The sequence below is a fragment of the Streptomyces sp. TRM68416 genome, from assembly GCF_014596915.1.
Classification (GTDB): domain Bacteria; phylum Actinomycetota; class Actinomycetes; order Streptomycetales; family Streptomycetaceae; genus Streptomyces.
Genome location: NZ_JACVWU010000012.1, coordinates 128,456 through 140,982 on the forward strand (window position 1 = coordinate 128,456; position 12,527 = coordinate 140,982).

A 12,527-nucleotide genomic window follows, 5' to 3' on the forward strand; every position below is an offset into this window, starting at 1 on the left:
GGGTTATCCCCCACAAGATCGCAGTATGCCGGTGCGGCTGAGCGGGTGAGCGGCGCCTGACGGCAACGCCGCAGGTCGGGGCAGACGTTTGAGCGCGTATGCCCACAGGTGTGCGTGAGAGTCCGGGTTTAGGCTCGGACGTAGGTACGAAGGTGCCAGTCACGCCACAGCAACCCAAAGGAACAACTGATGGAGCTCGGTCTCGTCGGCCTCGGCAAGATGGGCGGCAACATGCGCGAGCGGATTCGCCGCGCAGGCCACACCGTCATCGGATACGACCGCAACCCGGACCTCGCCGATGTCCACAGCCTGGAAGAGCTTGTGGGCAAGCTCAAGGGCCCGCGCGTGGTGTGGGTGATGGTTCCGGCCGGTGCGCCGACCCAGTCGACCGTCGACGAGCTCGCCGAGCTCCTTCAGCCGGGTGACGTCGTCGTGGACGGCGGGAACTCCCGCTGGACCGACGACGAGAAGCACGCCGAGCAGCTCGCCGCCAAGGGCATCGGCTTCGTCGACTGCGGTGTCTCCGGCGGCGTGTGGGGCCTGGAGAACGGCTACGCGCTGATGTACGGCGGCGACGCCGAGAACGTCGCCAAGGTGCAGCCGATCTTCGACGCCCTCAAGCCCGAGGGCGACTTCGGCTCCGTGCACGCGGGCAAGGTCGGCGCGGGCCACTTCGCGAAGATGGTCCACAACGGCATCGAGTACGCGATGATGCAGGCCTACGCCGAGGGCTGGGAGCTGCTGGAGAAGGTCGACTCCGTCACCGACGTGCGCGAGGTCTTCCGCTCCTGGCAGGAGGGCACGGTCATCCGCTCCTGGCTGCTGGACCTGGCGGTCAACGCCCTCGACGAGGACGAGCACCTGGACAAGCTGCGCGGCTACGCACAGGACTCCGGCGAGGGCCGCTGGACCGTGGAGGCCGCCATCGACAACGCGGTGCCGCTGCCGGCGATCACCGCGTCCCTGTTCGCGCGGTTCGCGTCCCGTCAGGAGGACTCCCCGCAGATGAAGATGATCGCGGCGCTGCGCAACCAGTTCGGCGGCCACGCGGTCGAGAAGAAGTAATCCACAGGACCGCCCAGCGGTCCACAACGCCGGGGGAGGTCGGCGAACGACCATGCACGTCACGCATCTGTCGCTGGCCGACTTCCGCTCGTACGCCCGGGTCGAGGTCCCGCTCGACCCGGGCGTCACCGCGTTCGTCGGCCCGAACGGCCAGGGCAAGACGAACCTCGTCGAGGCCGTCGGCTACCTCGCCACCCTCGGCAGCCACCGCGTCTCCTCCGACGCGCCCCTGGTGCGCATGGGCGCCGACCGCGCGGTGATCCGGGCACAGGTCAGGCAGGGCGAGCGGCAGCAGCTGGTCGAGCTTGAGCTGAACCCCGGCAAGGCCAACCGCGCCCGTATCAACAGGTCCTCGCAGGTCAGACCGCGGGACGTGCTGGGCATCCTGCGGACGGTGCTGTTCGCGCCGGAGGACCTCGCCCTGGTGAAGGGCGACCCGGGTGAGCGCCGTCGGTTCCTGGACGAGCTGATCACCGCCCGCTCCCCGCGCATGGCCGGCGTCCGTTCCGACTACGACCGGGTCCTCAAGCAGCGCAACACCCTGCTGAAGACGGCCGCGCTGGCCCGCAGGCACGGCGGCCGCTCGATGGACCTGTCCACGCTCGACGTGTGGGACCAGCACCTCGCGCGCGTGGGGGCCGAGCTGCTCGCCCAGCGCATGGACCTGATCGCCGCGCTCCAGCCGCTCGCCGACAAGGCGTACGAGCAGCTGGCCCCCGGCGGCGGCCCGCTCGCCCTGGACTACAAGCCGTCCGCGCCCGGCGAGGCCCACACGCGCGAGGATCTGTACGCGCAGCTGATGGCCGCGCTCGCCGACGCCCGCAAGCAGGAGATCGAGCGGGGCGTGACGCTCGTAGGGCCTCATCGGGACGATGTGAGTCTCAGACTCGGTCAGTTGCCGGCCAAGGGGTACGCCTCCCACGGCGAGTCCTGGTCGTACGCGCTGGCGTTGCGGCTGGCCTCGTACGACCTGCTGCGGGCCGAGGGCAACGAGCCGGTGCTGGTGCTCGACGACGTCTTCGCGGAGCTGGACACGCGGCGTCGTGAGCGGCTGGCGGAGCTGGTGGCGCCCGGTGAGCAGGTGCTGGTGACGGCCGCGGTCGACGACGACGTACCGCACGTGCTGACGGGTGCGCGGTACGCGGTGTCCGAGGGGACGGTGGAGCGCGTATGACGGACGACCGGCCCGAGAAGCCGACCGAGCCGACCGGCGTCGACCTCGCGCGCGTGGCGCTGCGGGCGGCCAAGGAACAGGCACGCGCGCGGGGGGACGCGCAGGCGCAGAAGAAGCAGGCGCGGCGCGGTGGCGGTCTGCGCTCCGGCGCGCGTTCCGACGGCCGCGATCCCATGGCGCTCGGCGCCGCCATCAACCGGCTGATCACCGAGCGCGGCTGGGAGACGCCCGCCGCGGTGGGCGGGGTCATGGGCCGCTGGCCGCAGATCGTCGGCGAGGACCTGGCCAAGCACTGTGTGCCGCAGCGGTACGACGAGGACGAGCGGGTGCTGGTCGTGCAGTGCGACTCCACGGCCTGGGCGACCCAGCTGCGCCATCTCGCGCCCACGCTGGTCGCCCGGCTCAACGAGGACCTGGGGCACGGCACCGTGCGGCTGATCAAGGTGCTGAACCCCGGCGGCCCGGCCCGCCGCTACGGCCCGCTGCGGGCGCCCGGGAGCACCGGTCCCGGCGACACGTACGGGTGACGTACATCACGCAGGGCTTTGTCCAAGGTGTCCGGGCGGTGCCCGGTCGTACAGGTGTGCGCGGTGCCGGACAGTGAGCTGACTCCCAAGTAGCAAAGGGTTGACGCCCCGAAGCGCTGAGTGCCGCTGTGAGCCTCTTGGAGCCCCGTTCCGTATATGGGGAGTCGGGAGCGGCCGATTCAGGGCGGCACATGAGGACTCAGGTACCGGCAAACCCCCATCACTGTCGGCGCTACCGGTAGACTGGAGGCTAATCCCGCCCCAAACGTGGGGACCGTCCGGGACAAGCTGAGCAACGCTGATCAAGGCTTACCAACGCAACATGCCGCAGCCGCTCCGGCAACCCGCCGACGAGCCCGGCTCGTGCTGTGCCAGAAAGGGCGCTTCGTGGCCGATTCCGGCAACCCCAACGAGAACATCCCGTCCACCGAGGCCCCGGCCCAAGGCGCTGAGGCCTCGGTCGCAGCGTCGTACGACGCCAGCGCCATCACGGTCCTTGAGGGCCTGGACGCGGTCCGCAAGCGACCCGGTATGTACATCGGCTCCACCGGTGAGCGCGGCCTGCACCACCTCGTGTACGAGGTGGTCGACAACTCCGTCGACGAGGCGCTGGCCGGGCACGCGGACACGATCGACGTGACGATCCTCGCCGACGGCGGTGTGCGGGTCGTCGACAACGGCCGTGGCATCCCGGTGGGCATCGTCCCGTCCGAGGGCAAGCCCGCCGTCGAGGTCGTGCTGACCGTGCTGCACGCGGGCGGCAAGTTCGGCGGTGGCGGTTACGCCGTCTCCGGTGGTCTGCACGGCGTGGGTGTGTCCGTCGTGAACGCGCTGTCGTCGAAGGTCGCCGTCGAGGTGAAGACCGACGGCCACCGCTGGACGCAGGACTACAAGATGGGTGTCCCGACGGCGGCCCTCGCTCAGCACGAGGCCACGGACGAGACCGGGACGTCGGTCACCTTCTGGGCCGACGGCGACATCTTCGAGACCACGGAGTACTCCTTCGAGACGCTCTCGCGGCGCTTCCAGGAGATGGCGTTCCTCAACAAGGGTTTGACGATCAAACTCACTGACGAACGCGAGTCGGCGAAGGCCACCTCCGGCGCGGACGAGGCGGGCGCCGACGAGAAGGCCGAGGTCAAGCACGTCACGTACCACTACGAGGGCGGCATCGTCGACTTCGTGAAGTACCTGAACTCCCGCAAGGGAGAGCTGGTGCACCCCACGGTGATCGACCTTGAGGCCGAGGACAAGGACAAGGCCCTCTCCCTCGAAGTCGCCATGCAGTGGAACAGCGGCTACAGCGAGGGCGTGTACTCCTTCGCGAACATCATCCACACCCACGAGGGCGGTACGCACGAGGAGGGCTTCCGTGCGGCGCTGACCTCGCTGATCAACAAGTACGCGCGCGACAAGAAGCTGCTGCGCGAGAAGGACGACAACCTCACGGGCGACGACATCCGCGAGGGTCTGACGGCGATCATCTCGGTGAAGCTGAGCGAGCCGCAGTTCGAGGGCCAGACGAAGACCAAGCTGGGCAACACGGAGGCGAAGACCTTCGTGCAGAAGGCCGTCTACGAGCACCTCAACGACTGGTTGGACCGCAACCCGGTCGAGGCCGCGGACATCGTCCGCAAGGGCATCCAGGCGGCCACCGCGCGCGTGGCGGCCCGCAAGGCCCGTGACCTGACCCGGCGCAAGGGTCTGCTGGAGTCGGCGTCGCTGCCGGGCAAGCTCTCCGACTGCCAGTCGAACGACCCGACCAAGTGCGAGATCTTCATCGTCGAGGGTGACTCCGCCGGCGGCTCGGCCAAGTCCGGCCGCAACCCGCAGTACCAGGCGATCCTCCCGATCCGAGGCAAGATCCTCAACGTCGAGAAGGCGCGGATCGACAAGATCCTGCAGAACCAGGAGATCCAGGCGCTGATCTCCGCCTTCGGCACGGGCGTGCACGAGGACTTCGACATCGAGAAGCTCCGCTATCACAAGATCATCCTGATGGCGGACGCCGACGTCGACGGCCAGCACATCAACACCCTGCTGCTGACCTTCCTGTTCCGCTTCATGCGGCCGCTGGTCGAGGCCGGGCACGTGTTCCTGTCGCGTCCGCCGCTCTACAAGATCAAGTGGGGCCGGGACGACACCGAGTACGCCTACTCGGACCGCGAGCGGGACGCCCTGCTGGAGATGGGCCGCCAGCGCGGCAAGCGGGTGCGCGAGGACTCCATCCAGCGCTTCAAGGGTCTCGGCGAGATGAACGCCGAGGAACTGCGCGTGACGACGATGGACCAGGAGCACCGGGTCCTCGGCCAGGTCACCCTCGACGACGCCGCCCAGGCCGACGACCTGTTCTCGGTTCTCATGGGCGAGGACGTCGAGGCCCGCCGCGCGTTCATCCAGCGCAACGCCAAGGACGTCCGTTTCCTCGACATCTGAGTCGGTCTCAGCTGACCGCACCAGGAAGGATCTTCACCAGCAATGGCCGACGAGAACACTCCAGTGACGCCCGAAGCGGACGGCGTCATCGCCCAGCGTGTCGAGCCCGTCGGGCTCGAGACGGAGATGCAGCGCTCGTACCTCGACTACGCGATGTCCGTCATCGTCTCGCGTGCGCTGCCGGACGTCCGGGACGGCCTCAAGCCCGTCCACCGCCGCGTCCTGTACGCCATGTACGACGGCGGCTACCGCCCCGAGCGCGGCTTCTACAAGTGCGCGCGCGTGGTCGGCGACGTCATGGGCAACTACCACCCGCACGGCGACAGCTCCATCTACGACGCGCTGGTCCGCCTCGCCCAGCCCTGGTCGATGCGCATGCCGCTCGTCGACTCCAACGGCAACTTCGGCTCTCCGGGCAACGACCCCGCGGCCGCCATGCGCTACACCGAGTGCAAGATGGCGCCGCTGTCGATGGAGATGGTCCGTGACATCGACGAGGAGACCGTCGACTTCACGGACAACTACGACGGCCGCTCCCAGGAGCCGACCGTCCTGCCGGCCCGCTTCCCGAACCTGCTGATCAACGGCTCGGCCGGGATCGCGGTCGGCATGGCGACCAACATCCCGCCGCACAACCTGCGCGAGGTCGCGGCCGGCGCCCAGTGGTACCTGGAGAACCCCGAGGCCTCGCACGAGGAGCTGCTCGACGCGCTCATCGAGCGCATCAAGGGCCCCGACTTCCCGACCGGCGCCCTCGTGGTCGGCCGCAAGGGCATCGAGGAGGCCTACCGCACGGGCCGCGGCTCGATCACCATGCGCGCGGTCGTCGAGGTCGAGGAGATCCAGAACCGCCAGTGCCTGGTGGTCACCGAACTCCCCTACCAGGTCAACCCGGACAACCTCGCGCAGAAGATCGCCGACCTGGTGAAGGACGGCAAGATCGGCGGCATCGCGGACGTCCGCGACGAGACGTCGAGCCGCACCGGCCAGCGCCTGGTCATCGTGCTCAAGCGCGACGCGGTCGCCAAGGTCGTCCTGAACAACCTCTACAAGCACACCGACCTGCAGACGAACTTCGGCGCCAACATGCTGGCCCTCGTCGACGGTGTGCCGCGCACGCTCTCGCTGGACGCGTTCATCCGCCACTGGGTGACGCACCAGATCGAGGTCATCGTCCGTCGTACGAAGTTCCGCCTGCGCAAGGCCGAGGAGCGGGCGCACATCCTGCGCGGCCTGCTCAAGGCCCTGGACGCCATCGACGAGGTCATCGCGCTCATCCGGCGCAGTGAGACCGTCGACATCGCGCGCACGGGCCTGATGGAGCTCCTGGAGATCGACGAGATCCAGGCCAACGCCATCCTGGAGATGCAGCTGCGCCGGCTGGCCGCCCTGGAGCGCCAGAAGATCATCCAGGAGCACGACGAACTCCAGGCGAAGATCACCGAGTACAACGAGATCCTGGCCTCGCCGGTCCGCCAGCGCGGCATCGTCAGCGCGGAACTCGCCGCGATCGTCGAGAAGTACGGCGACGACCGCAAGACCATGCTGGTGCCCTACGACGGCGACATGTCCATCGAGGACCTCATCGCCGAAGAGGACATCGTGGTCACCGTCACGCGCGGCGGCTACGTCAAGCGGACCAAGACCGACGACTACCGCGCCCAGAAGCGCGGCGGCAAGGGCGTCCGCGGCACGAAGCTCAAGGAAGACGACATCGTCGACCACTTCTTCGTGTCGACCACGCACCACTGGCTGCTGTTCTTCACCAACAAGGGCCGGGTGTACCGCGCGAAGGCGTACGAGCTGCCCGACGCCGGACGTGAGGCGCGCGGCCAGCACGTCGCCAACCTGCTGGCCTTCCAGCCGGACGAGGCCATCGCCGAGATCCTCGCGATCCGCAACTACGAGGTCGCGCCGTACCTGGTCCTCGCCACCAAGGCCGGCCTGGTGAAGAAGACGTCCCTGAAGGACTACGACTCCCCGCGATCCGGTGGTGTCATCGCCATCAACCTCCGTGAGCGCGAGGACGGTTCCGACGACGAACTGATCGGGGCCGAGCTCGTCTCGCCCGAGGACGATCTGCTGCTGATCAGCCGGAAGGCACAGTCGATCAGGTTCACGGCCACGGACGACGCGCTGCGGCCGATGGGCCGTGCCACGTCGGGTGTGAAGGGCATGAGTTTCCGCGAGGGCGACGAGCTGCTCTCGATGAATGTTGTTCGACCCGGTACGTTCGTGTTCACTGCTACGGACGGTGGGTACGCGAAGCGGACCCCTGTCGACGAGTACCGCGTTCAGGGACGCGGCGGCCTCGGTATCAAGGCCGCCAAGATCGTTGAGGACCGCGGATCGCTCGTCGGTGCGCTGGTGGTCGAGGAGACCGACGAGATCCTCGCCATCACGCTCGGCGGCGGTGTGATTCGTACGCGAGTCAACGAGGTCAGGGAGACGGGCCGTGACACCATGGGCGTCCAACTGATCAACCTGGGCAAGCGCGATGCCGTGGTCGGCATCGCACGTAACGCCGAGGCGGGGCGCGAGGCGGAGGAGGTCGACGGCGACGTAGCCGTCGACGAGACCGCCGAGGGCGTCGCGACCACCGGCACGGACGAGGGTGAGGCGCCCTCGGCCGAGTAGCACGAGGAGTGAGTCACGTGAGCGGAGCCACGGGCGCCGGATCGGCCGGTACCTCTACGGGTACGGAAACGGACGGCGGCGGCCGTGGCTCCGCCACGCAGGCGACCGACTCGCCCTCGCCCGACACTCATGGATCCCAGGGGGGAACTGTGACGGACACCCGAGGTCCGCAGACCCAGCAGTACGCGGCTGGAGCGGGCTCGGCCGCTCCGGGCGCCCAGCAGGCGCCCGGCGGGCCGTCGGCCTCCGCGCTGCCCGGCGAACGTCAGCAGCAGCAGCCCTCCGGGCCCTACCACCCGCCGCAGGCCTACCAGGCGGGCGCTCCGGCGGGCGCGGTACGCCGGCCCCGCACCGGGGCGCGCACGATGCCCCGCACCCGCAAGGCGCGGCTGCGGGTGGCCAAGGCCGACCCGTGGTCGGTGATGAAGGTCAGCTTCCTGCTCTCCATCGCGCTGGGCATCTGCACCATCGTCGCCGCCGCCGTGCTGTGGATGGTCATGGACGCGATGGGCGTCTTCTCGACGGTCGGCGGCCAGATCTCGGAGGCCACCGGCTCCAACGAGTCCAACGGCTTCGACCTCCAGTCCTTCCTGTCCCTCCCGAACGTCCTGATGTTCACCTCGATCATCGCGGTCATCGACGTCGTCCTCATGACGGCCCTCGCGACCCTCGGCGCGTTCATCTACAACCTCTCCGCCGGCTTCGTGGGCGGTGTCGAGCTGACGCTGGCCGAGGACGAGTGAGCGGGCCTCCCGCCTCCGCGGACGGCAGCGCGACAACCGATTTTGGGACTGCCCGCGTCGTGCGCTAATCTTCAGGAGTCAGCGCGCGGGACACACACCGCAGAGCGCGGCGGGGCTATAGCTCAGTTGGTTAGAGCGCATCCCTGATAAGGATGAGGCCACAGGTTCAAATCCTGTTAGCCCCACCAGCGAAAAGACCCCCGGATCATTGATCCGGGGGTCTTTTGACACCAGCGATTGACACCAACGGCCACGGTCAGCCGATGAGCGGATCTTCCAGCAGCTCCGCGAGCATGCCGACAGCCTCTCGCTCGCTGTCGCCGACCACGTGGGTGTAGACGTCCATGGTCATGCTGATCTGGCTGTGTCGGAGGATCGCCTGAGCGACCTTGGGGTGCACCTTCAGGAAGGCGAGCAGGGTCCCGCAGGTGTGCCGGGCGAGCCGTACCGTGATGCGGCGGACGCCGGCCCGCTTGACGAGGCGATTGAAGGTGCGGGAGAAGCCCACCGGGTCGATCATGCCGCCGTGTTCCGAGGAGAAGATCAGGTCATGGTCGAGTTCCTGCGACCAGTGCTCACCGGCGATCTTCTGTTCCAGCTCTTGAAGTTCCCGGCGCTCTTCCAGGGCGCGAGCGCAGAACTCCGGCAGGGGGAGCACCGCCTGTGACGACTCGGTCTTGAGATCCTTGAGGACCAGGCCGACGCCCTTGACTCGCTGCACCTGCTTGACCGGCGTGAACTGTCGCGCTTCGAAGTCGACATCTTGCCAGCGGAGGCCCAGAAGCTCACTGCGACGCAGCCCGAGCACCAGAACGAGCACGCAGGCCGCATAGAGGCGGTGAGTGCGGGCCGCGCGAAGGAATGTGATCGCCTCACGGGCGTTCCATGCTTTCCCCTTGTCCTTGCTGACCTTGGGCATGTCGACCAGGAGAGCGACGTTGCGCGTCAGGATCTCCTCTCGGATGGCCCGGTTGAGCGCGTTGCGGAGGACGCGGAGCACCTCGAAGCGGACGGACGCGCCGACCTCTTCGCGCCTCAGGGCGGCCATGAACGTACGGATCTGGGCGGGGGTGAGCTTGACCAGCGATTTCTTGCCGAGGTGCGGCAGCAGGTACAGCCTCACCTTGGACTCGTACTTGACGTACGTGTTGTGTTCGCGCTCCGGCTCGACGATCTGCTCAAGCCAGTACACGAGCCACTCGCCGAGCGTCCAGGAGCGGGACGGGACCGGGATGCCGTTGCGCTCTTGGTCCTGGAGCTTGCCGAGCTTCTCGTTGGCTTCGTCCCACGTGGCGCCGTAGACGGTCTTCCGGACGCGGTTGCCGTCCGTGTCGGTGACGTACGCACGGCCCATGTATCGGCCGTCCGCTCGCTTTGAGATCGTGCCCCCACCGTTGGGACGCCTCTTGGTCATCAGGCACCCCTCTCGATCTGGCCTCGGATGAAGTCCCCGACCGAGTCAGCCGGGATGCGACGACAGCCGTCGACTTTGATCGAGACCAGGCGGTGAGTGCGGATCAGGTCGTAGACCTTGGTCCGGCCGACCTTGAGACTCGCCATGACCTCCGGCACGGTCAGCAACTCGGGGGCAGCGGTGGTCATGCGGAGACTCCTTCCAGGTCGAGCAGAGCGGGTAGTTCCTCGCGGGCGGTTTCGCGGTTGTGTTGGATGTCGCGCCGGATGTTGGCGGCGAGCCAGGATTCGCCGGGGGTGTGGCCGTGGCCGGCGTAGGTCCAGTGGGCGAGGGTGAGCGTGGTTGCCTCTTCGTCGTCGGGGTCGGGCAGGCCGAGGGCGGCGCGCTGTTGGGCGGCGCGGTAGTCGGCGCGGGTCTGGCGGAGGGCGCCGAGGGTGGTGGAGTAGCGGCGGGACTTGGTGGAGAAGTGGCCCCGGAAGCCGAGCATGTGAGCCCAGTCCCGCAGCTTTCGGTCCGGGTAGAGGGCGTGCAGGTCGAGGCACGCGACGATGAGCCGGGCGGGGTGGTCGGGCACGTCGAGCAGGACCAGGGCCTCTTTGTTGCCGATCCGACGGTCGACGGTGCCGGTCGTCTCGGCCGCCTTGGTGGCGTACTTGGCGACGTAGGAGGCGACCGCCTGTTCGGTGATCTCTTCGCCGTGGCCGAAGGCGCCGATCGGCTGCACGTCGAGCTGAGTGCCCCAGCGCAGCGTGCGGGCCGGCTGCGTGATCGCGGGCTGCTTCGGGTCCGGCTGATACCGGGCCGGGGGCACGTCGACCGCGACGCGGGCAGCGGCGGCATGCATCGCGTCGGTGAGGAGATCGAGGGTGGCCCAGGCCGGCGGCGGATCGTCCGGGCCGTCGGGACCGTCGAAGCGGATCACGGCATGGAAGTGCACCGCGCCGCGCTTCTGGTACTCCGCGACCTTGCCGAAGGAGACCCTCGACTGTTCGCGAGCGTCTTTCTGTGTGAGTCCGGCCCGCTTGGCGATCTCGCGGCGCAGGTAGATCGTGAAGTAGCGCCACAGCTCCGAGGCGTGGTTGTTCCACAGCACCGCGCCCGCGTAGTCGTACGCCTCGGGGTCGAGCGGGGTGCCGAGGGCCGCATCATCCTCGGGGTGGCGGACACCGCAGCGGCAAGGCCGTTGACCGGGCCGGTTGTGGACCGGGCCGAACGAGGGCGCGGTGAGGGTCGCGAAGACCCGGGGATGGTCCCGGATCGTGTGCGGGGTGCCCTTGGCGGGGTCGCCGACGAGGCCGGCGCGGATGAGGTGGTAGGTGTCGCCGGCGTAGGTCCAGGCGCAGGCCGGGCAGCGCGAGGCGCGACGGTTGCCGCACGCGATGCGGAGCATGCCACCCGGCTCGTGCTCGGTCGTGTACGCGTGCAGCACGGTCTTCGTGGCCGGGTCGATCGTCTTCGTGCCGCCCATGAGGCGGATCGGGTCGGAGCAACCGCCCGTGCGCTTGATCTGTTCTTGCCAGCGGTCGAAGTCGCCGGACCCGGCCACCCTCAGCACGTCGGCGAGGGTGGCCGTATCCAGGCCCGCCAGGGTGGCGGTGTCGGTCACGCGAACACCTCCTGACGAGTGGTCAGGAAGGCGGTGGCGATCCATTTCGTGTAGGCGGGCGGAATCGCTTCGGTCAGTTCCTCGGGCACGTCGGTCCAGGTGATGCCCATGGCAGCTTGCATCTCGGGCACGGTGGCCTTGCCGCCCCCGTCGCCGTATGCGGCCACGTAGGGGCCCTCGCGGTAGACGCCGTGGCGCCAGCCGCGCACGTAGCCGCGATGCCGGGCGTGGGCGGGCTGCATGAGGCCGAAGCGGCCGAGTTCGAAGTTGCGATGACGCAGCACACCCAGGCCGAACATCTCCCCGCACAGGGTGAGGTCTTTGCGGATCTCCGCGCGGCCGTTGGGCTGCTCGATCACGTACGGCAGACCGGATGCGTCGAGGAGTTCACGGGTGGGGGCGACGAGGTCGGTGTGCGCGCCGCCCCAGCCCTGAGAGGCGTTGGTGCCCACCGTCAGCGCGCAGCCGGCCTGGCAGGGCGGGGAGGCGTGCACGAGCGTGTAGCGCTCGATCTCACCGGTGTCGATCAGGTGGGCGAGGTAGTCGAGGGCGTCGCCCCGGTGGTAGGCGAAGGGGTAGCGGGGGCGGTCGGCGATGTCGCAACCGTCCACCGCGAAGCCGGCGAGGTGGTAGCCGAAGCCGGCCCCGCCGGAGCAGGAGAACAGATCCAGGACCCGACCGGCGTTGGTCATCACTTGGCCTCCTGCACATCGCTGGTCAGGGCGTCCAGGGCGTCGGCGGCGTCGAACGCGGCGGTGGCGAGGTTGCGCAGGGTCTCGGCAGTGCCGAGGGCGGCCATCAGCGTGACCGCAACGGACTCACCCTCGATGCGGAGGCTGACGAAGGAGTTGGCGCGGTCCGGGAAGGCGGTGACGCGGAAGCGGGTGTCCGGCTCGATGTGGGCCGAGGTCGTCAGGCTCTTCAC

At 68.7% G+C, this 12,527-nt stretch carries 11 protein-coding genes and 1 tRNA gene; 7 read left to right on the forward strand and 5 right to left on the reverse strand.

Annotated features, from left to right (window positions below; genetic code table 11):
- Positions 1-189: 189 nt before the first annotated feature.
- The 7 genes from gnd (at position 190) to ICC28_RS20490 (ending at position 8,770) form a co-directional block, all read left to right on the forward strand.
- A complete protein-coding gene (gnd, locus tag ICC28_RS20460; RefSeq protein WP_188290083.1) occupies positions 190-1,065 on the forward strand; it encodes a phosphogluconate dehydrogenase (NAD(+)-dependent, decarboxylating) in 876 nt (291 codons plus the stop codon).
- 52 nt (positions 1,066-1,117) lie between these two features.
- Positions 1,118-2,239, forward strand: a complete 1,122-nt coding sequence (gene recF / locus ICC28_RS20465) for a DNA replication/repair protein RecF (RefSeq protein ID WP_188290084.1) — start codon at positions 1,118-1,120, stop codon at positions 2,237-2,239.
- A complete protein-coding gene (locus ICC28_RS20470; RefSeq protein ID WP_188290085.1) occupies positions 2,236-2,766 on the forward strand; it encodes a DUF721 domain-containing protein in 531 nt (176 codons plus the stop codon). The genes recF and ICC28_RS20470 overlap by 4 nt, the downstream gene beginning before the upstream one ends.
- Positions 2,767-3,129: 363 nt before the next feature.
- Positions 3,130-5,202, forward strand: a complete 2,073-nt coding sequence (gyrB, locus tag ICC28_RS20475) for a DNA topoisomerase (ATP-hydrolyzing) subunit B (protein WP_188290086.1) — start codon at positions 3,130-3,132, stop codon at positions 5,200-5,202.
- Between the two features lie 42 nt (positions 5,203-5,244).
- On the forward strand, positions 5,245-7,839 hold the full coding sequence (gene gyrA / locus ICC28_RS20480; RefSeq protein WP_188290087.1) for a DNA gyrase subunit A: 2,595 nt from the start codon (positions 5,245-5,247) through the stop codon (positions 7,837-7,839).
- A gap of 17 nt (positions 7,840-7,856) precedes the next feature.
- Positions 7,857-8,582: a DUF3566 domain-containing protein gene (locus ICC28_RS20485; protein WP_188290088.1), complete on the forward strand. Its 726-nt coding sequence runs from the start codon at positions 7,857-7,859 to the stop codon at positions 8,580-8,582.
- A 111-nt stretch (positions 8,583-8,693) separates the two neighbouring features.
- Positions 8,694-8,770, forward strand: a tRNA-Ile gene (locus ICC28_RS20490).
- A gap of 68 nt (positions 8,771-8,838) precedes the next feature.
- Here ICC28_RS20490 and ICC28_RS20495 read toward each other — a convergent pair.
- From ICC28_RS20495 to ICC28_RS20515, 5 genes are read right to left on the reverse strand one after another with little or no spacing between them, the layout of a single operon-like run.
- Positions 8,839-9,936: a tyrosine-type recombinase/integrase gene (locus ICC28_RS20495; protein ID WP_223189153.1), complete on the reverse strand. Its 1,098-nt coding sequence runs from the start codon at positions 9,934-9,936 to the stop codon at positions 8,839-8,841.
- Between the two features lie 59 nt (positions 9,937-9,995).
- Positions 9,996-10,184, reverse strand: a complete 189-nt coding sequence (locus ICC28_RS20500) for a helix-turn-helix domain-containing protein (protein ID WP_067000369.1) — start codon at positions 10,182-10,184, stop codon at positions 9,996-9,998.
- A complete protein-coding gene (repSA, locus tag ICC28_RS20505) occupies positions 10,181-11,602 on the reverse strand; it encodes a replication initiator protein RepSA (RefSeq protein ID WP_188290090.1) in 1,422 nt (473 codons plus the stop codon). The genes ICC28_RS20500 and repSA overlap by 4 nt, the downstream gene beginning before the upstream one ends.
- A complete protein-coding gene (locus ICC28_RS20510; protein ID WP_188290091.1) occupies positions 11,599-12,294 on the reverse strand; it encodes a DNA cytosine methyltransferase in 696 nt (231 codons plus the stop codon). The genes repSA and ICC28_RS20510 overlap by 4 nt, the downstream gene beginning before the upstream one ends.
- A complete protein-coding gene (locus tag ICC28_RS20515) occupies positions 12,294-12,527 on the reverse strand; it encodes a hypothetical protein (protein ID WP_188290092.1) in 234 nt (77 codons plus the stop codon). Before ICC28_RS20515 ends, ICC28_RS20510 begins: the two co-directional genes overlap by 1 nt.

Excerpts from the sequence above, each read along its gene's own strand:
- gnd (WP_188290083.1), top strand. The coding sequence starts at position 190 with ATGGAGCTCGGTCTCGTCGGCCTCGGCAAGATGGGCGGCAACATGCGC.
- recF (WP_188290084.1), top strand. The coding sequence starts at position 1,118 with ATGCACGTCACGCATCTGTCGCTGGCCGACTTCCGCTCGTACGCCCGG.
- ICC28_RS20470 (WP_188290085.1), top strand. The coding sequence starts at position 2,236 with ATGACGGACGACCGGCCCGAGAAGCCGACCGAGCCGACCGGCGTCGAC.
- gyrA (WP_188290087.1), top strand. The coding sequence starts at position 5,245 with ATGGCCGACGAGAACACTCCAGTGACGCCCGAAGCGGACGGCGTCATC.
- ICC28_RS20495 (WP_223189153.1), bottom strand. The coding sequence starts at position 9,936 with ATGGGCCGTGCGTACGTCACCGACACGGACGGCAACCGCGTCCGGAAG.
- ICC28_RS20500 (WP_067000369.1), bottom strand. The coding sequence starts at position 10,184 with ATGACCACCGCTGCCCCCGAGTTGCTGACCGTGCCGGAGGTCATGGCG.
- ICC28_RS20510 (WP_188290091.1), bottom strand. The coding sequence starts at position 12,294 with ATGACCAACGCCGGTCGGGTCCTGGATCTGTTCTCCTGCTCCGGCGGG.